The organism is Anaerocolumna chitinilytica (genome assembly GCF_014218355.1).
Lineage (GTDB): Bacteria > Bacillota > Clostridia > Lachnospirales > Lachnospiraceae > Anaerocolumna > Anaerocolumna chitinilytica.
Genome location: NZ_AP023368.1, coordinates 5,134,248 through 5,155,035, shown reverse-complemented (window position 1 = coordinate 5,155,035; position 20,788 = coordinate 5,134,248). Strand labels below are relative to the sequence as shown.

Below are 20,788 nucleotides of genomic sequence, written 5' to 3'. Positions count from 1 at the left end.
TTATGCTAATTTTATAAGATGGATGAAAATAATAAAAACATTAATTTCGAACACTCAAACTGTATTAATAAACAAAAGATAGTGGGGAAGTCTTTAAAGTTGGGTACCATATACACTTTTTTTGAGAATATATTTAGTAAAGACGCTCTAATCGAATGAATACTTATTTGAAATAATTAGCAGGGAAGGGTTAATATATGAAATTTAGAAATTTGTTAGACAGTTTAAAAACTTTAGATAAGAATAATTTAAAATGTGTAAGTATTACGGTAATTTCTAACATTACAGTCGCTCCCTATTTAAATGTTTATTTATTAAAGAAATTTAACGAAGAAGGATATTATTCAAAAGTAAATTATATTAAATTTCAAGATTATATGGAAGAAACAAATAAAACCCAAATAAATCAATCAAATATCTGCATAGTGTGGCTTAATTATGAAGAATTATTTTATTTTAGCTCGATTTATAAAAGTTTAAAGACTGGTGAATTATCTAGTAATATTTTGGAGTTAGTAGAAGTAACAAATATGAATCTTTGTAAATTAACAAATGCTCAAATAATTTGGGTTAGTTTTGAAAATTATTTTAATAAGCTTAACGTTTGTATAGGAAATGTCATTAGTAAATTATACAATGTAGATGAAATTGACGAAATTAATTCTAGAGTAAGGGATATTATTAGTAAGCAATCAATACTCATAGACCTAAAAAGATTAATAGCTATAGTTGGGATCGGTAATGCTTATAATTTTAGTGGTAAATATAGATGGTTATCTCCGTACAGTGAAATTCTTTTAGCTGAAGTAGCAAAAGAAATTAAAAAACAATATTGTATTTTTAAGGGGATAAATAAGAAATGCTTAGTTTTGGACTGTGATAATGTACTGTGGAAAGGAATTATAAGCGAAGATGGTATTGAAAATGTAAAACTAGGCGGTATCGAAGGAAAGTTTTATAAAGAATTTCAGAGCTTTTTATATACACTTTATGAATTAGGTGTAATCCTTACTGTTTGTAGTAAAAATGATTTACAAGACATAAAATATATATTTAATAATCATGAAGAAATGATTTTAAAAGAAAAACATATAGCTTGTTTTCAGGTAAACTGGGATAATAAAGTTGATAATATAAAAAAAATATCAAAAATTTTAAATATTGATTTTGATAGTATGGTATTTATTGATGATTCAAATTTTGAAATTGAAGCAGTTAAAAAAATTATACCAGAATTGAGAACTATCGTATTTGATATAAATAATATATATGATAACCTAAGTCTTTTTAATTTATCTATAACTGTAAATATTAGTGATGTTGAGAAACGCAATCAAACTTATAAAATGAATGAATTGCGTCAAGAAATGTTAAATAAATACACTTCATATACTGAGTATTTAGAAGAACTAAATATGCATATTTCATTTGATAAAATAACAAATAACTTTTTTCGAATAGCTGAGTTATCTCAACGGACAAATAAATTAACAAATGGTAAAAGATATAATGTATCAGAATTAAAGCAATTACTAGATGGAGATGGATATTATTTATATTGTGTTCGTGTTTCGGACAAATTCGGGGACCTAGGAGTTGTAGGTGCTATTGGAATTAAAGAATATGAATCAAAATATATACTAGATTTATATTGCTTATCATGTAGAGCACTAGGTAGAAATATTGAAAACAAAATGATAAATTTTATTGTTAGCAAATATCTTATAGATAATTTTTTCTTTAAAAATACAAGTAAAAATGCTGCCGTATTTGAATTATTAAATAATACTTTTAAATTTATTTAGACCGAATTATTTATGGTGATTCGAATGTACTATAAATGATTTTGTATAAAGCTACTTTTATATGTACTATAATAGTGCAAAAATACTACCATATTTGATAAAGTTCATCCATGTGAAGCAGAAGTTCTTTCATCATCCGTTTTAGCAAAGTGGTAAGAATACCATTTAGATCTTCAAGGATTTGTTCAGGTGAGGCTTATAAATTTTCAGAAATCTAATTGGGAAAATTTAGTAGGGATATTTTTGCTGTTGACCAGTTCATTGAGTATATTGCGAGTACTTTTTCCATTGATAGTAAGCTCTTAATAAGATAATGCCTTTTAAATCGAAACAGGATCAGTTATAATAACCGATCCTGAGAATTACCTTTTACATTCACATTCACTTTGTACATCCGATGACCACGGCATTAGACCATCAAGTAATTCTGGATGTTTTTCCCAATCAGTGTCTGACATGTAAAGTAATAAATACTCTAAGTAAGTATATTCATTGAGACCATTGGCTTTTGCGGTCTCAGCGATACTATATACAGCAGCGGATGCATTTGCTCCTTTGGGGGTATCTATAAACAGCCAGTTTTTCGCCCGACAGTAAATGGACGAATAGCGTTTTCCGCTGCATTGTTTGAGTTATGATAATAATTGCATAACTCAAATAATGAAGCCGAAAGGCTTCAAAGAGGCTATAAACGAAAACAGGTGTAGGCCATGTCATTCCGGAGTCAAGCGAGTATCGATTACCTCTGTCAATGCATGAGTATGCTGGTTATGATGCGCAGAAATGAAGAGCAGAATGTATTCGATAGAATATCCAGAACCTTTGGTTAAGATAAAACCGATGGCTTTGACTGAAATCAGTCTACACCATCGGTTTTTTTAGTTCGAGTCACCTCTGAACAGTAACGAAAATTGATTTTACTTTCATAAAATTATCCGATGAAAAAAATCATGTAACTACTTTCAATATGACCCGAAAGTATTGAAACTGATTGTTTTCTTGTTATAATGTAGACTAACAAAGGAGATGGAACAGGGAAAGAGGCGAAGAAGATTGATATTGAATTACAGTGGGTGCAGGAAAGAGATTCAGGATATACTAAAGGAAGTAAAGGACATCGTAAATGTCTGTTCAGATGAAAAGGGCATCAGCCTGACTGCCGAGGAATGGGAAGAAAAAGGTTGCTTAATCACAAAGAATGTTTCCGAAGTTGTAATTAAATATCATAAAAAGTCTGATTTTTGCAGAGCACTTTTGATACTCTGTAAAAAGGAAGGGGAAGATAACTGGCGGCATAGGGAAAAATCCTCTTTTGATGAATTTGGTATCATGCTGGACTTTTCAAGAAATGCGGTTATGAATCTGGAAAAGACGAAACTGTTCATCCGGGCGGTTGCTCTTATGGGCTATAATTTCGTAGGTCTGTATATGGAAGATACCATAGAGATACCGGAAGAGCCCTATTGGGGCTACATGCGCGGTCCTATGACTGCCGCGGAGCTGAAAGAAATCGATGAATATGCGGCAATTTTTGATATAGAAATCAGGGCATATATACAAACGCTGGCTCATGTGAACCAGATTACCAGGTATGAGGAGTACCAAAAGATTATCGATACAAATGATATTCTTCTGGCAGGAGAAGAAAGAACCTACCAGTTGATAGAGAATCTAGTCAAAGCTGTTTCAGAGAATTTAAACAGCCGGAAGATTAATATCGGTATGGATGAAGCTCACATGGTGGGACTTGGAAAGTATCTGGATAAGCATGGTTATTCCGACCGGTTTAAAATTATGGAAGAGCATTTGAACCGCGTTCTGGCTATTTGCAGAAAATACGGATTGCAGGTGCAGATGTGGAGCGATATGTTTTTCCGTTTGGCTTACGGCGGAGAATATTATGTGAAAGAAGATTCCATAGCAGCTCCCTTAAATATACCCCAGGATGTGGAGATTGTGTATTGGGACTATTACTCCTGTGACAGGGAACGCTATGACAGAATGCTAAAGAACCATCTAAAGATAGCGGACCGGGTTGGTTTTGCAGGAGGGGCCTGGAAATGGACGGGCTTTGCACCTCATAATGCTTACAGTCTTGAAATTGGAAAAGCCGCTATGAAGGCTTGTAAGGAGAACGGTATCAAATCTGTTGTTATTACCGCCTGGGGGGACAACGGAGGAGAAGCAAGCAGCTTTTCCATCCTTCCGGCTCTTTATGCGGATGCAGAATTTAATTATACGGGAAGCTTTGAACCATCTAAATTCAAATTACTTACGGGAATGACATTTGATGAATTTATGCAGATAGAAGCAGCGAATCTTTTTTCCGAAGATACAACTATACATAATAATGCCAGCAAGTATCTGCTTTACAATGATGTATTACTGGGTGCCTTCGATACGGTTATCTTTGAGGGTATATCGGAATTCTACCAAAATGCCGCATTACAGCTGAAAAAATTAAGCAGTAATAAAAATTATGGATACCTCTTTGATACCCAGTCAAAGCTTTGTTCGGTACTGCAATATAAAGCGGATTTGGGGTACCGTATTAAGACTTTCTATGATAAAGGAGATAGGCAGGAGCTATCCAGAATTGAAGGAGTAGAGCTTCCTGCGACTTTAAACGCACTAGAGGAGTTCTATCAGGCTTTTGAGGCGCAGTGGGAGAGAGAGAATAAACCCTTTGGGTTCGAGGTACAGTGTATTCGCATAGGAGGTTTACAGAAGCGTCTGGAATATGTTAAGAGGCAGTTGAAAGCTTATGTTTCCGGTGAAAAAGAAAGAATAGAAGAGCTGGAAGTAAAAAGAAAAGCATTCCATTACTATGAGGAAGATGATATCAACAAAATCAATTATAATTTGTGGAACAAAATTGTTTCACCCGGAGATATGGGTTAGAGGATAACGGAGCAGAGGAATTGCTTGTTATAAATATTTTAAAATTTAGGAGGATAATTATTATGAAAAAAGTAATTAGCTTATGTCTGGTATTTGTTCTATCACTTACTATGCTGTATGGCTGCGGAAGCAATAAGGCAAATAAGGAAGCTTCAGCAGGAAACCAGACAGGAAATCAGACCGAGGATCAGACAAAGGCTACAACAGAACCTACGGAAGCAGCAAAACCGGTCACAATCGAATTCTGGACGATTTCACTTCAGCCGACATTTACAGATTTCTTTAACGGCTTAATTAAAGAGTATGAAAAAGAAAATCCAAATGTAACTGTTAACTGGACTGATTTACCTTATGACGCCATTCAGGAGAAATTAGTAACAGCTGCTGCCGGCGGCACCTCCCCGGATGTGGTTAACTTAAATACACAGATGGCTTTAACCCTTGCAGGAAAAGGTGCTCTGACTGATCTGAACAAAGAAGCAACAGAGGATCAGAAGAGTATTTATGTTGAAAGCTTATATGACTCTGCTAAAATCGGTGATTCCGTATATGCATTCCCTTGGTATGCATCACCGAGTATCATGTTCTACAACAAAGAATTATTTAAAAAAGCCGGTATAACAGAAATACCTTCCAACTATCAGGCTTCCTTTGACATGGCAAAGAAGATGAAAGATGCTACCGGTGCTTACCTTTTTAATCCTTCCGAATTCTTCAACATGTTATTCCAGGAAGGCATCCCTATTTTAAGTGATGATAAGACCAAAGCCGCTTTTAATACACCTGATACTGTAACCCTGTTACAGAACTACAAAGCAATGACAGATGCCGACTATCTGCCTAAGACCAACTGGGGCAAGTGGGATAATGAATTAAAGTTATTTGAGACAGGTAAATTAGCAATCATCAGCTCTACCGGTTCCACTTTATCAAGAATCAAAGATGAAGCACCGGATGTTTATAAGAACATTGGGGTTGCAGGACCTCTCACAGGAAAAACCGGTTTAAGCCAGAACGCACTTATGAATCTTGTTGTACCGGAAGCAAGTAAAAACCACCAGGAAGCAATCAAATTTGCTGCCTATATTACAAATGATGCGAGCCAGCTGGCTTTTTGCAAGGAAGTTGCAATATTTCCTTCCACAACAACTGCCATAGCAAATGATTATTTCGTTTCTGATACCACCACATTGGAAGGTATTGCTAGAAAGATGTCAGTGGATGTAAGTAAGAAATCCATGGATTATTCTTTGGGAATAGAAGGTCAGGGAGATATTCAGGATGCTGTTAATAAGGTATATCAAGCGGTTATTACCAGCGACGGAGATATTCAGACTGCGCTGAATCAACAGGAAAAGGCTGTTAATGCAATTTTGCAGAAATAATGCAAAATTGAAGTATCTCGGGTTTAGGGGTGCAGGAGTATTCCCGGAATTGCTACGGGAATACTCCCAATATAAAGGGAGGTATTTATGAAAGTAAAGACCAGGCAAACTATAAAAGCATATTTATTTATGGCACCGGCACTTTTCATGATAGTTGTCTTTGTTTTCGTTCCGATTATCGGAAGTCTACCATTAATGTTTTATGACTATTCTGTATTGGGAAAAACCAAGTTTATTGGCTTGGATAATTTTAAACGTGCATTTAGTGATCCGGAATTCTGGATATCGATTAAAAACTCAATTGTATTTGTTGCAGTAGTGCCTGTTATACAAATTTTATCCATACTTTTAGCTTTACTTGTAAATAGAAAATTAAAGGGAATGGCAATATTCCGTACTTTGATATATATACCGGTAATTACTTCAATGGTTGCAGTATCTATTATCTGGGGATTTTTATTTGATCCTAACGGTGTGATTAATACTGTATTAGTAGATGCGGGTATCATAAAAAATCCTTTAGGCTTTCTAGCCGATGGAAAGACAGCGATGCTGTGTATTATGTTTATCACCATATGGCAGGGGCTTGGCTATTTTATGATGCTTTATTTGGCAGGTCTTCAGTCGGTACCGACGGAACTGGAGGAAGCAGCTATTGTCGACGGAGCAAATAAGTTTCAGACCTTGATTAGAATTAAAATGCCTATGTTAAAGCCATATATTTGGTTCTGTTCTCTTAACTCAGTGATATCGGCAGTCGGTGTTTTTGATGTTGTATATGTATTAACCAAAGGCGAACCTTACAATGCCACTTTGGTTATGAATTACTACTCCTACACGAAAGCATTTACTGACTTTGAATTCGGCTATTCCGCTGCTATTGGTGCTGTTCAGGCAGTTATCACTTCACTTCTAAGTATTATCGTTTTTGTATATGGTAAAAAAGGAGGAGGTATGACTTATGCCGACTAAGAAGAAAAAAAAACTAGTAGATAAGATATTTACATATATCGGACTTATAATAATATCCTGCATCTGTGCAGGCCCTTTCTTATGGATGCTTTCAACTTCCTTTAAAACCGGTCAGAACATATATGATTTGAATTTTTTTGTATCGAATCCAACTCTTTCTAATTATACCGGTGTATTTGAATTTCTCTCCGTACCAAAATACATAGGAAATACCTTGGTAATTACCATCAGCTCTATCGCAATGGACGTAATTTTTGCAGCGTTATGTGCTTATCCCTTGGCCTGTATGGAGTTTAAAGGGAAAAAATTCATTATGGGAGCATTGATTTCTTCCATGATTATCCCGGCTGCGGCAGGTATGATTATCAACTACTTAATAATCAGTAAAGTTCATTTGCTGAACACCCTGGTAGGAGTTATCTTACCTGGTTCTGTTAAAGTATTCAGTATTATCCTGCTAAGACAGTCCTATATGGGAATACCAAAGGAAATGATAGAGGCAGCCAGAATCGATGGGGCAAAAGAAACCAGGATTTGGTGGCAAATTATGATGCCCGGTATTATGCCATCCATTAGTACCATTGTAATCTTTGACTTTATCAGCAGATGGAATGAATTTTTGTGGCCGATTATTGTATTGCAGGATCCAAAGAAGTATCCCCTGGCAACAGCATTGCAGTATCTTAACGGCAGCTTTAACTACAAATTCGGGTATATCGCCGCAGGAACCGTCATATCAATCATCCCGATTATTATTGTCTTCCTGCTATGTCAGAAAAACTACATCGAAGCCATAAGTGGCGCGGTGAAGGGCTAAGTTTGAAAATTAGAAAGCAATTTTAAAACACAAGATTGAGCCTGCGTAATCCTTGGCTCAATCTTGCAGCGCGTTGGGAATACAGGTGGCTAAGTTTGAAAATTACAGTACAATTTTCAAACACAAGATTGTGCCTGCGTAATCCTCAGCCCAATCTTGAGGCGCGTTGGGAAGGCATGGGGCTAAGTTTGAAAATTAGAAAGCAATTTTCAAACACAAGATTGTGCCTGCGAAATCCTCGGCCCAATCTTGAGGCGTGTTGGGAATACAGGTGGCATGGAGGTAAATATGAACTCAAATTATTATATCTGGATAGAGATTGAAGCGAATAAAAGAACGATAACAGATGCCGGTATATTCCGCAAGACAATGGAAAAATGCAGGAATGCAGGCATCGGCGCTGTAATATTAAGCGTAAAGGATACCACAGGGTTTGCAATATATAAAAGTAAATTTGCACCGCATTACTCTGAATATGATAAAATCTTTAAAGAAAAGATTATCTTACGGAATGTCTTGAAACCGTTCATAGTTTGGGAATGAAGTGTTATGCATCCGTTGATGTCTTTGCTGAGGGAAGGAAGGAGAATCCCCATCCTAAGATGCCCGCCTACCAAAATACTTCCTGGCAAACCTGTGTATATGGCTTGAATGACTTAAATGAAATGGTGATACAGCCTATATCAGAGAATGCTGCCATAAGAACAGAAGGCAGTATCGATGACTTCCAGGAGCTGTTTGTTAATCCGGCAAATGATGACGTATGTGAATATGAGCTATCTCTGCTAAAGGAGATAATGACAAATTATGAAATTGACGGCATCACCCTGGACCGGGTACGTTTCGTAGGCCTAGGCTCAGATTTCAGCCCGGTTACAAAGAGGAAATGGGAACAGTATATCGGCAGAGAACATAACTGGCCCCAAGATATCTATTGTTTCAGGGAGAAGGACGGAAAGCAGGAGCTGCAGTATGGTGAATTATTCGGCGAATTCCTAACCTTTCGGGCAGGCCTTATAAGCAGCTTTATAGAAAGGGTAAGAAGACTTGTAGACGCACAGCAAAAAAAGATAGAATTCTGGGATTATACTGGCTCCTGGTATCCGCTCTATTATCAGGTTGGGGCAAACTGGGCATCAACTAATTATGAGGCCGTAGAATATCCGTGGGTGGATGCAAAAAAATACAGAAAGACCGGATATGCAGAGCAGCTGGATGGCTTAATGTCCGGGTTCTATTACCCTCAAGTGACAGAGCAGGAGGCAGAGGAAGCAAACCAGCTAGCTTACTGGTATAGTGTGGAGGGTTCGGGAAGAATGGCTAACCAGGTTACAATGAATGCTGTTCCCGTAGTGGGAAGCTTATTCTTAGCCCAGTTCCAAGACAAACTGGATGCAATGACGAAAGCGGTAAAAATGTGCTTTCAGACTTCATCCGGTTGTATGCTCTTTGACTTATCCTATCTGGTAGAAAACGATTGGTGGAGGTATATATCCTTAAATAACTAGAAGGATTTGGAATTATTGTTTTAATTCTAAACAGATGAATGTTATTATGGGAATGTGGCAAGAAATTTTAAACAGAGGTAAAAGGTATGAAAAAGAAAATTGTTTTACTCCCATTAGATGAGAGACCTTGTAATTATATTTTCCCTAATCGTTTGTTTGCACATGATGATATTGACATTGTGCTTCCGAAAAGCCTTGGAAATAAAAAACAGCCGGCAGATGTAGGAAAGATTGCGGAATTTTTAAGAAGTGAATGCAAAAATGCAGACGGACTGGTGCTTTCCGTAGATATGATGCTTTATGGCGGCCTGATCCCGTCAAGAATTCACTATTTGGAAGCCGATAAACTAAAAGAATTGGCTGCCCTTATAAAGACCTTAAAGAAAGAGAATCCCAGGCTTTTAATCTATGCATTTCAGGTAATAATGCGCTGCCCTGATTATTCCAGCGATGACGAAGAACCGGATTATTATGAAACCTATGGAAAAATGATACATATGGCAGGGGATGTAATTCACAGGAACCGTCTTGGTATTTGCGATGGGGAGGATTTAAAAAATATCCTAAGCCAAATTGATCGGGAGAAACTTAACGATTATGTATCAAGAAGAGAATGCAACAGAGAATGCAATTATTTAATGATAGAATATGTGAAGCAGGGCTGGATTGACTCCCTTGTGATACCTCAGGATGATTCCGCGGCTTATGGATATGCTGCAATGGACCAGGAGGCAGTTCGTATAAAGATTGCAGAAGAGGGCTTAATGGACCGGATTCTTATGTATCCGGGAGCAGATGAGGTGTCACTGACACTGCTCTCAAGAATGGTGAATCAGATTCACGAGAAAAAGCCCAAGGTTTATGTAAAATATGCAAGTGAGGCATCCAAGGCAATACTGCCGTTATATGAAGGAAATTCATTGGAAACTACAATTAAGTATCAGATACTTTCCGCAGGGTGCCAGTTGACGGATTCTTATGAAAATTCAGATATCATACTTGCTGTTACCGCTCCCTCTGATAAGATGGCGGAAGCAGAAGCCCAGCCTTTTATATCAAAAGGATACTGTGTGGAACGCAATATTCCGGAACTGATTGATTTTATAAAGCTAAGAATCGCAGAAGGGAGAATTGTAACAATTGCGGACAATGCCTATGCAAATGGCGGAGAACTTCAGTTCATTCAACTATTGAATCAGAACTGTCTTCTGGATAAAGTGTCCGGATATGCCGGCTGGAATACCTCCGCCAATACCCTTGGCACAGCCATCGCAGAAGGAGTGGACTGTTATCATTATGGAAAAACAGCCGGACATATGAGCTTTCTGATAGAAAGGTATATTGAAGATGTTGGATATTGTTCTGTTGTGAGAAAGAATATTACAAGTGATTTACATAGATACGGGATGAATTACTTTGATATTAAGGAAAAAGATGGCATCATCAGTAAAAGAGTGAAGGAAGAATTGCAATCGTTCATGGAAAGCTACCTGTCTTCCATTAATGCCGCCATTACCTTGGATAAGGTATGGATGCCCTGGAGCAGAATGTTTGAAGTCGGAATAGATGCCATTTATTCATACAACCAATAAACTGAAAAGAGGGGGAGATTATGGTGAACGTGGATGGCTTTTCAAAGGTTGGAAACTGGTATAAAGGTAACCTGCATAGCCATACAACAAACTCTGACGGAAATTTTACGCCGGAGGAAGCAGTAAAGGAATTCAAAAAACATGGATATGCTTTTTTATGTATCAGTGATCATAACCTGTATACCGATTACAGGGAGAAACTTGGAGAAGATGATTTTCTTATTCTTCCCGGAGTAGAAGCGGCAGCTGTACTTTTTGATGAAAACAATATCTGTAAGAAGGTCCATCATATGAATGGAATCTTAGGGAACAGGGCCATGCGTGAAAAAGCAGTAAAACTCTATCAACACAGGGAGGCAGTAGGGCCCTTTGTGTATTATGGAAAATGGGACGGAGCAAAGGCTGCTTCCCATATGGCAGCGGAATTACACAGCAGAGGCTGTTTTATTACTTACAATCATCCAATCTGGTCCAGAGTGGATGCAGAAGAATTTATTACAGAAGATTTTGAGATTCTGGAAATATTTAATTATAACACGCAAAACGAAAGTGAAACAGGGTATGATACTACTTATTGGGATATCATGCTCAGGAATGGAAAGCGTGTTCTGGCAGATGCTTCTGACGATAACCACAATGCAGGGAATTTTGATGATGCCTTCGGTGGGTATATTGTTGTAAATGCAAAAGCCTTGACTCATGATGATATCGTTGATGCCATCCTTTCGGGAAATTACTATTCCTCCTCCGGACCAGAAATTTACAGCTGGGGAATCAAGGATGGAAAAGCATATATTACATGCAGTGCATCGGAAAGAATCAATTTTATAGCAGATGGTTTTGTGGGAGCAGGAACTTCATTTGTAGCAAAGTCCGACAAGGATTTGCTGCAGGAAGCAGTTTTTACACTAACAGGAAATGAAAATTATATCAGAGCAGAATGCAGAGATTTATTTGGGAAAAAAGCTTGGACGAACCCAATCTATATAGAACACCAAGGAAGGTGATAACAGTGAACAGAAACGAACAAATATTACAACAAATTAAAGGTGGATTAATTGTATCCTGCCAGGCGTTGAAGACGGAACCCTTATATAGTTCTTATATTATGTCAAGAATGGCCTTTGCTGCAAAAGAAGGCGGGGCTGTAGGAATCCGTGCCAATACGCCGGAGGATATCAGGGAAATAAAGAAAGAGGTAGATTTACCTGTCATTGGTTTATATAAGGCAGACTATCCTGATTCCCCTATTTACATTACGCCGACAGAAAAGGAAGTGGAGGAATTAACCCAAGTTAATTCTGAAATTATTGCCTTGGATGCCACCAACAGAGTACGACCTGGCGGTATGTCCCTGGATGAATTTTTTGGGAAAATAAGAAATAAATATCCAAACCAATTATTTATGGCGGATTGTGCAACCTTTGAAGAAGGTATGCATGCTCAGGCAATTGGCTTTGACATCGTCGGAACTACACTGAGCGGGTATACGGAAGATACCAAGGGAATCAGCTTACCCAATCATACTATGATAAAACGCCTGGGGGATGCCCTGACAGTACCATTAATTGCAGAAGGCGGCATCTGGGAGATAGAGGATTTAAAAAAGGTAATGAAAGAAAAGGTTCATGCAGTAGTGATAGGCTCAGCCATTACCAGACCAAGAGAAATAACCGCAAGGTATGTAAATGCCATTTCATGATTTGGGGTGGCAAAGGGGGAGGCTTTCAATACCGGACGGCAAATTGTGCAAACCAGAAAGACTCAAGCTTCGATTCCAAGGTATAAGAAGTCCTAATTCTCTGAATATTTTGTGCTGGGGATAAAAAATGATATACACGGACGTATGGATAAAGGCTAAAGGAGATTTTTCAAGATGGAAAATAGTACTTATACTTATAACAAGCTGTGTAACATAATGGAAAAATCATATGACGTTATTGTGATTGGAGGCGGAATTGCGGGTTCAGCTGCTGCTATCGCTTCAGCCATGGCTGGTGTGAATACTCTTATTATCGAAAGAAACTCCTGCCTGGGCGGCTTAGCCTCGGGAGGTCAGGTAACCCCAATGATGCATAATGGGATAGACGGAAGACCCGGCCGCTCGTATATCAATGAAATCATTAAGAAAAAAATGGCTCTGGAAGGGTATGGAGCAGATGACCATTACGGAAATGACGGTTGGTTCAATACAGAAATGATAAAGTATACGCTGGAAGAAATTTTATCGGATTACAAGGGAGAAATACTATATAACACGGAGCTTCTTGATACGGTGGTGGAGAATAACAAGATCAAAGGTGTAATAGTCCATAATAAGTCCGGCCTTTCACTTATTCGCGGAAGGGTATTTATTGATTCCACCGGTGATGCTGATGCTGCTTTTGCTTCCGGAGTAACCTGCTTTAAAGGGGATGAGCTGTTACATAACAATCAGGCTATGTCCCTGCGTTTTATGGTTGGAAATATCGATATTATGAAACTGAAAGCTTTTCTAAAGGAAATAGGAGAGCCTGATATCTTAGAGTACCCTCTTGTTGAGATAGCTTCGGTCTGGGAAGCAACCACACCTTTAAACAAAGTGTTTCAAAGGGCACTAAAGGATAGGGTAATTGAATATCCTGACGGGAAGTATTTTCAGGCATTTTCAGTGCCTGGTATGCCGGGAGTTATGTCCTTTAACTGTCCGGAAATACCGGGTATTTATGATACCTTGGATACATCTGCTGTCAGCCGGGGATTGACTATCGGAAGAAAAATGATAAAAAGGCTCTATGGATTCCTAAAGGCTTATATTCCGGGGTTTGAAAAGAGCTGCATTATTTCTTCCGCAGAGCTGCCAGGCATTAGGGAATCCAGAAGAATACGGGGGAAATATATCCTAAGTGAGAAGGATTTCAGCGAAAGAGCAAAATTTGAAGATGGTGTAGCAAGGACAGCTTACCCTATAGATATTCATGGGCTTATTGATGAGAAAAAACTTGGTATTAAGCTGATGGAAAGAGGAGAGTATTTTGAAATCCCCTACCGTTGTATGGTAACCGATTCGATTGAAAATCTCCTTGTGGCCGGAAGATGCATATCATCGACATTTATTGCTCAGTCATCTGTCAGGATTCAGCCTACCTGCAGCGCTTTAGGCGAGGCAGCAGGTGTTGCTGCCGCTTATTGTGTCAGGAACAAAGAAAAGGCAAATGAACTGGATGGAAAAATTGTCCGTGATATTATGTCGGAGCAATTAAAAGAAGTCAGTTGTTAATTCAACAGCCTGTCAAAATTCAAAACTATTATAATGTAAGAGGGTGTTATTTTTGAGTATAAATGAAATCCAACTGATAGAACAATTAAAAACCATGGGCCTGGTACCCGGGGATACGGTGCTAATCCATAGTTCCTTAAAGAGCTTCGGGCATGTTGAAGGCGGTGCGAGTACGGTAGTAGGCGCTCTCCTACATGTGCTTGGGGACGAAGGAACTCTGATGGTTCCTACCTTAACTGGGAGAAGGGAAGATTCGCTGTCCTGTCCGCCGGTATTTCATGTACTGGAGACCAGATGCTGGACAGGTATTATACCGGAAACTGTAAGAAACATGGAAGGAGCTATACGTTCCCTTCATCCTACCCACTCGGTGTCCGCCATAGGCGGCAGAAAAGAATATATAACCACAGGTCATGAGAAATCCTCATCGCCCTGTGATGATAAAAGCCCATATTTTAAAAATGCTAATTTAGAGGGCTATATTATGCTGGCAGGTGTTGACCAGGAGAGTAATACATCAATACATTCCTGTGAAGAAATAGCAGGGGTACCTTACCATCTCCAGGATACTGCGATTGATATCACTATCACAGGATATGAAGGAAAAAGGCTTATTATCAGAAACCGGCTGCATAATTGGGAAAAGCCGGAGACTGATTTTAACAAATTAGATGAGGTTCTGGAACAGAAAGGTATTATGAAAAAAGGCAGAGCAGGCAATTCCCTGATCCGCCTGATAAAGGCCAGGGACATGTTTGAATTTACAATAGACTTATTAAGAAAAGACCCTTATTACCTGCTTATATAAGGGCTTATGCATTATGTTTTTATATTGTATGGATTACTTAATCACATTTGAACCGATTTTTACAGCTTTCCAGTGGAAAGTTGTCTGTAGACAGAACGGAGGTAGGTATGGAAAAAGTAAAAGTAGGGATAATTGGTACCGGAAGTATTAGCAATATGCATATGGCGGGATATACCCGCCTTCAGAATGTGGAGGTAGTCGCGGCCTGTGATATCTGTGAGGAGCGGGTGAAAGCCTTTGCAAAAACCTATAATATTCCTCATACTTTTACCGATTATAACGAGCTGTTAAAAATGGCAGAAATAGATGCGGTAAGTGTTACAGCGTGGAATAATATCCATGCTCCCGCAAGTATAGCGGCATTAAATGCAGGAAAGCATGTTTTATGTGAAAAACCTCTTGCACTAAATGCAGCTCAGGCAGCTGAAATGGTGGAAACTGCAAAAAAGACGGGGAAAATATTAATGGTAGGCTTTTGCAGGAGATTTGGAGATAATGCGGTTGCTCTAAAAAGCATAATTGATAGCGGTGATTTGGGAAATATCTATTATGCAAAGGCCGGCTGCCTGAGAAGGTGGGGCAATCCCGGGGGCTGGTTTTCCGATAAGCAAAGATCAGGGGGAGGCCCGGTGATTGACCTGGGGGTACATATGATAGACCTTATCCGCTATCTTTCCGGTAAGCCCAAAGTGATATCGGTTACGGCATCCGCCTTTTATCATATGGGCATGAAGCCGGAAGTGAAAGGAATACAAAAGTATAACTCAGCAGATTACAGCGAGTATAATGACGTGGAGGACTGTGCAACGGCTCTCATAAAGTTTGACAACAATATGACCTTATTCTTTGAAACGAGCTGGGTGCAAAATATAAAAGAAGACCGGCTTTATCTGGAGCTCTTTGGAGACAAAGCCGGAGCGAAAATGGAACCGGAATTGGAAGTATATGAAAACAAATATGATTATCTAAGAGATTCAAAACCTTTATTAGACCCCAATGGAAGCTCCTTTGAACATAATTTTATACAGGAGATGAAGCATTTTATAAGCTGCATCGCAGATGGTGAGGAATGCCTGAATCCAGCGGAGGATGGCCTGGAATTAATGAAAATAATAGATGCCATCTATAAATCGGCAAAGACCGGGCATGAAGTTATTATCAATTAAAGGAGGGTAAATACCCATGAAATTATCTGTAAGTGCATGGTCTCTTCAGAAAAAACTGTTCGGAAATGAGATTAGTAACCTGGATTTTATCAGGTTCTGCCATGAGAATGGTGTGCGATATGTAGAATTGCTGGATTGTTTCCTGAGCGGCCAAGGGGATATAAAGAAAGTAAAAGAACTTTTACAGGAGCTGGACATGGAGGTATCCGCTTATTCCATCAGCAATGACTTAGTCCTTTTAGACAGCAGTGGAAGAAAGGCACAGATAGAGTATATAAAGAAAAGCATGGATACTGCTTTAGAACTGGGTACCGGGATATTGAGAGTATTTGGCGGATATAAAAAAGACGGGATGTCTCTTAATATGGCAGAGGATTGGATTGTAGAGGGCTTTCAGGAGGCGGCACTTCTGGCTGAACAAAAAGGGATAACAATGGTATTGGAAAATCATGGCCTTCTTGCAGGAAAGTCCTATCAGGTAAAGAACATTATAGATAGGACCTGCTCAAAAGCGTTAAAAGCAAACACGGATGTCGGAAATTTTATGCTGGTAAATGAAAATCCTTTGGATGCAGTTAAACTATTAAAGGATCAAATTGGCTTTCTGCATTTAAAGGATTTAAAAAAGGTGGCTTTAACCGCGGCAGATTTAGCAAAGGCAGATTTGGAAGAGTGCTATGCAGCCATTGATGGTAGTGTTTATCAGGGGATTGTCCTTGGGAAAGGAGATGTACCCATTACGGCAATTATTACTTATATGAAAGAATCTGGATATGGAGGATTTCTTTCAATCGAATATGAAGGGGCCGGAGATCCTGTGAAAGGCACCTCAGAATGTATAGCATATGCAAGGAAGGCTATCGAAAGTTGAGGCCGATGTTTGCTTATGTTTTGAGAGGCATAACCGCGGCGATTGTAAAGTAATATTTGGATAAAGACAGGAGGGAGAATATGCTGACAGATTTACCATGGCTAAAATATTCGGAAGGACTGGATATCGAATTATTAGAATCAAAAGAGGAAGGAAAAGCCACCAAAGGATATCAGAAAAGGGTTGAAGAAATCAGAAAGATGGAAGAGGGAGCAGAAAAGGAACTACAGGCTGGAAATCTCCTGGATGAATTATTTGCTCTTCCTGTAAAAGAGGATTTCGCCTTTATAGAGCCGTCGGACCTGGCAGGCATTAAGGCGGAAAGGTCCAAGAACAAATTACAGCATCGCAAAAATACAGCTAATTTATCCGACGATATCCTTTATAATAAAATATATGGAGCCTGGCTGGGAAGATGTGCCGGATGTTTGCTGGGGCAGCCGGTTGAAGGCTGGCAAAGAGAAAGGATTGAAAGGCTTTTAAAAGCCACCGGAAATTATCCAATCAAACATTATATGTCTTCGGATATACCAATGGAAATAAAAGAGGAGTGCGGTGTTACGGATTATCCCGGTGTATACGGGAACCTTAAAAAAGGATGGATTAATAATGTAGAAACCATGCCGGAAGATGATGACACAAATTACACTATAATGGGATTAAGAATCCTGGAGATTTATGGAGCTCATTTTACACCGGAGGATGTGGCAGAATGCTGGCTGGATAAACTCCCTATACTGCATTTATGTACAGCCGAGAGAGTAGCCTACCGCAATTTGATAAATCTGAAGAGGCCTCCCAGCTCCGCTAACTTAAGGAATCCCTACCGAGAATGGATTGGTGCACAGATACGAGCAGATTTCTTTGGATATATAGCTCCCGGTAATGCAGAACTTAGCTCTGAAATGGCCTGGCGGGATGCCTCTATATCCCACACCAAAAACGGAATCTACGGGGAAATGCTTATTGCTGCCATGCTGTCAGCCGCAGCCGTATCAAGGGATATGCTATATATTATAAAGACCGGTTTATCCATGATACCGGAAAAATCAAGACTATATGCCCGTATTCATAGGGTGCTTGAATGGTATGATTCCGGTGTGGATTTGGAAAGTGCAATGAATAAGATTCATCAATTATATAACGAAAAGCTCCCCCATGATTGGTGCCATACCATACCAAATGCTATGATTGTATGTATGGGACTATTGTATGGAAGTCTTGATTTTGAAAAATCAATCGGTATAGCAGTAATGGCCGGATTTGATACGGATTGCAACGGTGCAACGGTTGGTTCCATTCTTGGAATGGTTCTTGGTGCAGATACTATTCCGGAGAAATGGGTTAAACCTCTGAATAATAAAGTAAAATCCGGGATTGATGGAATTGGGCTTGCAGAGATATCGGATTTGGCAGATAGGACGGTAAGGATTGCGAAATCTATAAGGAGTCATTAGATTCCAGAGCGTCTATACTCCCCCGAGCGAGGCAGAGTGTGCGGTACTAACAGCCTGCCACGGGTCTTTGCCTTCACATTTTTACAAAGAAGAGCGAACAAAAACCTCTTAAAAAAGGACAACGGATACAGGTATTAGAGGCTAATCCATGTAATATATTGTATAAAAAGGGCTAGGGAGTTTTTATGTTGAAAAAGATTCCGTACAAAAAGTGTATTATCATAGCGGCAATTCTAATCGGTTTTTATTTTCTGGGCGGCGGAATAGCTATGCTGGTACATGTTTATGCAAAAGATACAATACAGGCCGAAGAAAACTGGGGACTTGGTTTCTCCACGGAGGGTCAGCCGCCATCCGCCAAAGCTACCGCAGATGAACTAAAAAAATATGACACCTATTATATAGGTGATACCAGTAAAAAGGTCATCTATCTGACTTTTGATGCAGGTTATGAGAATGGGAATATGCCCGCAATTCTGGATGCTCTGAAAAAGCATAATGTTCATGCTACCTTCTTTGTAGTTGGTAACTTTATCAAGACCTGTCCGGACTTGGTAAAACGTATTGTAGCAGAAGGACATCAGGTAGGAAATCATACATACAACCACCCCAATATGTCAAGCATCTCATCGAAAGAAGCCTTCCAGAAAGAGTTAGGAGACCTGGAAAAATCCTATGAAGAGGTCACCGGACAAAAGATGACCAAGTATTACAGACCGCCTCAGGGAAAATACAGTACCCATAATCTTGAGATGGCAAAGGAAATGGGATACAAAACCTTCTTCTGGAGCCTTGCCTATGTAGACTGGTTACAAGATAAGCAACCCACAAAGGAAGCCGCCTTTAAAAAACTTCTCAGCAGAATCCATCCCGGTGCAATTGTACTTCTTCACAGCACCTCCAAAACCAATGCAGAAATCCTAGACGAACTTCTGACAAAGTGGGAAGAGATGGGCTATACCTTCGGCACCCTGGATGATCTGGTAAATGCAAGTAGCGGCCAATAAACCTTTAGTTGACAGGGACTTTTGACCCATGATATACTAGAAGCCATTAAGAGGGAGTAGCTTACAAGATATAAGGTCAACAACCGGCATATACTGATTGCCTGGCCTTATACTCCGTAAACGGATAGCAAGACTTTTAATATTACCTGACAATGCCAGATAATATTAGAAGTCTTTTTTTTACCCCTCATTAAAGGAGGAATCAAACCAGGGACAGACGCATATTTTCTTAGAGAAGTACAACAGAAAGGCTGTGTATATTATTGTAAATAACAATCAGCTACAGCAGATGAATTACAAAAAAACCGAGGAGGATATTTCATTGTCTACAAAAAAAGCACTATCATGGGTATTATTTTGGATTGGATTAGCGCTGTGTTTTAATCTGGGCATCTACATCTTTGCAGGAAGAGAAAAGGCTTTAGAATTCTTAGGGGGCTATGTTATTGAACAGTCTTTAAGTATAGATAACCTGTTTCTGTTCTTAATGGTGTTTTCCAGTTTCGGTATCAAGCAGCAGTATCAAAGGCGTGTACTGAATTATGGAATTTTTGGTGCCATTATCCTAAGGCTTATATTCATACTACTGGGAGTTACAATTGTCGATAAATTTGAATGGGTTCTTTATATATTTGGTGCAATATTGATTATCAGCGGAATTAAGATGATGATAAATCAAGAGGATGATAAGGATTTTAAGGATAGCAGGATTATAAAGCTTCTTAGTAAAATTATACCTGTTACCCATGAGCTGGAAGGAGACAGGTTCTTTATCAAAAAAGGAAGTATACTTTATGCCACTCCTTTATTTGCTATAATAATTGTAATTGAGTTTACTGATATCCTCTTTGCAATTGATTCCATTCCCGCTGTTTTTTCTATTTCCACAGATCCGTTCATAGTATATACCTCCAACATTTTTGCAATACTGGGACTTAGAAGTCTGTATTTTGTTCTTGGCAAGCTGCAGGAGAAATTCAAATATGTAAAGTATGGAGTTGCTCTAATACTTACCTTTACCGGTTTTAAACTGGTTTCCCTGTTATTTAATCTCCATATATCCATAGAAGTATCTTTGCTGGTAATATTTACGGTTTTAACCTTAAGCGTAATTTTGTCAGCTATGATTACAAAAAAAGAACAAGTAATTTTGACTAATAAGAAATAGATATTAAACTGATATGAATATTCAGACAATCCGTCTGGATAGCGCAGGTGAACTGGAAGTAATTTATCTATA

General features: G+C 38.8%; 17 protein-coding genes and 1 pseudogene. 17 read left to right on the top strand and 1 reads right to left on the bottom strand.

Features of this window, described 5'->3' with window-relative positions; genetic code table 11:
* Window positions 1-197: 197 nt before the first annotated feature.
* On the top strand, window positions 198-1,805 hold the full coding sequence (locus tag bsdcttw_RS22630; protein WP_185257030.1) for an HAD-IIIC family phosphatase: 1,608 nt from the start codon (window positions 198-200) through the stop codon (window positions 1,803-1,805).
* A gap of 362 nt (window positions 1,806-2,167) precedes the next feature.
* Here bsdcttw_RS22630 and bsdcttw_RS22625 read toward each other — a convergent pair.
* Window positions 2,168-2,436 (bottom strand): annotated as a pseudogene (locus bsdcttw_RS22625) (transposase domain-containing protein); the annotation flags it as partial.
* A 422-nt stretch (window positions 2,437-2,858) separates the two neighbouring features.
* On the opposite strand from bsdcttw_RS22625, the gene bsdcttw_RS22620 reads away from it, so the two are divergent.
* The 16 genes from bsdcttw_RS22620 (at window position 2,859) to bsdcttw_RS22550 (ending at window position 20,716) form a co-directional block, all read left to right on the top strand.
* Window positions 2,859-4,706, top strand: coding sequence for a beta-N-acetylhexosaminidase (locus bsdcttw_RS22620; protein WP_185257029.1), 1,848 nt, complete (start codon window positions 2,859-2,861; stop codon window positions 4,704-4,706).
* 62 nt (window positions 4,707-4,768) lie between these two features.
* A complete protein-coding gene (locus bsdcttw_RS22615) occupies window positions 4,769-6,091 on the top strand; it encodes an ABC transporter substrate-binding protein (protein WP_185257028.1) in 1,323 nt (440 codons plus the stop codon).
* A gap of 87 nt (window positions 6,092-6,178) precedes the next feature.
* A complete protein-coding gene (locus bsdcttw_RS22610) occupies window positions 6,179-7,063 on the top strand; it encodes a carbohydrate ABC transporter permease (protein ID WP_185257027.1) in 885 nt (294 codons plus the stop codon).
* Window positions 7,053-7,880, top strand: a complete 828-nt coding sequence (locus bsdcttw_RS22605) for a carbohydrate ABC transporter permease (protein WP_185257026.1) — start codon at window positions 7,053-7,055, stop codon at window positions 7,878-7,880. Before bsdcttw_RS22610 ends, bsdcttw_RS22605 begins: the two co-directional genes overlap by 11 nt.
* Window positions 7,881-8,168: 288 nt before the next feature.
* Window positions 8,169-8,423, top strand: coding sequence for a hypothetical protein (locus bsdcttw_RS24910; protein WP_197979812.1), 255 nt, complete (start codon window positions 8,169-8,171; stop codon window positions 8,421-8,423).
* A gap of 59 nt (window positions 8,424-8,482) precedes the next feature.
* Window positions 8,483-9,388: an alpha amylase family protein gene (locus bsdcttw_RS22600; protein WP_207726454.1), complete on the top strand. Its 906-nt coding sequence runs from the start codon at window positions 8,483-8,485 to the stop codon at window positions 9,386-9,388.
* An 86-nt stretch (window positions 9,389-9,474) separates the two neighbouring features.
* Window positions 9,475-10,980, top strand: a complete 1,506-nt coding sequence (locus bsdcttw_RS22595; protein ID WP_185257025.1) for a DUF4127 family protein — start codon at window positions 9,475-9,477, stop codon at window positions 10,978-10,980.
* A gap of 20 nt (window positions 10,981-11,000) precedes the next feature.
* A complete protein-coding gene (locus tag bsdcttw_RS22590) occupies window positions 11,001-11,987 on the top strand; it encodes a CehA/McbA family metallohydrolase (RefSeq protein WP_185257024.1) in 987 nt (328 codons plus the stop codon).
* Complete coding sequence (locus bsdcttw_RS22585) at window positions 11,987-12,682, top strand: N-acetylmannosamine-6-phosphate 2-epimerase (RefSeq protein ID WP_225903882.1); 696 nt, start codon at window positions 11,987-11,989, stop codon at window positions 12,680-12,682. The genes bsdcttw_RS22590 and bsdcttw_RS22585 overlap by 1 nt, the downstream gene beginning before the upstream one ends.
* Window positions 12,683-12,856: 174 nt before the next feature.
* Window positions 12,857-14,239: an FAD-dependent oxidoreductase gene (locus tag bsdcttw_RS22580; protein ID WP_185257022.1), complete on the top strand. Its 1,383-nt coding sequence runs from the start codon at window positions 12,857-12,859 to the stop codon at window positions 14,237-14,239.
* A gap of 52 nt (window positions 14,240-14,291) precedes the next feature.
* Complete coding sequence (locus bsdcttw_RS22575) at window positions 14,292-15,047, top strand: aminoglycoside N(3)-acetyltransferase (protein WP_225903733.1); 756 nt, start codon at window positions 14,292-14,294, stop codon at window positions 15,045-15,047.
* Window positions 15,048-15,154: 107 nt separating this feature from the next.
* On the top strand, window positions 15,155-16,213 hold the full coding sequence (locus bsdcttw_RS22570; RefSeq protein WP_185257021.1) for a Gfo/Idh/MocA family protein: 1,059 nt from the start codon (window positions 15,155-15,157) through the stop codon (window positions 16,211-16,213).
* A 16-nt stretch (window positions 16,214-16,229) separates the two neighbouring features.
* Window positions 16,230-17,084: a sugar phosphate isomerase/epimerase family protein gene (locus bsdcttw_RS22565; RefSeq protein WP_185257020.1), complete on the top strand. Its 855-nt coding sequence runs from the start codon at window positions 16,230-16,232 to the stop codon at window positions 17,082-17,084.
* An 80-nt stretch (window positions 17,085-17,164) separates the two neighbouring features.
* Window positions 17,165-18,541, top strand: a complete 1,377-nt coding sequence (locus bsdcttw_RS22560; protein ID WP_185257019.1) for an ADP-ribosylglycohydrolase family protein — start codon at window positions 17,165-17,167, stop codon at window positions 18,539-18,541.
* A gap of 185 nt (window positions 18,542-18,726) precedes the next feature.
* Window positions 18,727-19,548, top strand: a complete 822-nt coding sequence (pdaA, locus tag bsdcttw_RS22555; protein ID WP_185257018.1) for a delta-lactam-biosynthetic de-N-acetylase — start codon at window positions 18,727-18,729, stop codon at window positions 19,546-19,548.
* 322 nt (window positions 19,549-19,870) lie between these two features.
* Window positions 19,871-20,716: a TerC/Alx family metal homeostasis membrane protein gene (locus bsdcttw_RS22550; protein ID WP_185257017.1), complete on the top strand. Its 846-nt coding sequence runs from the start codon at window positions 19,871-19,873 to the stop codon at window positions 20,714-20,716.
* Window positions 20,717-20,788: the final 72 nt, after the last annotated feature.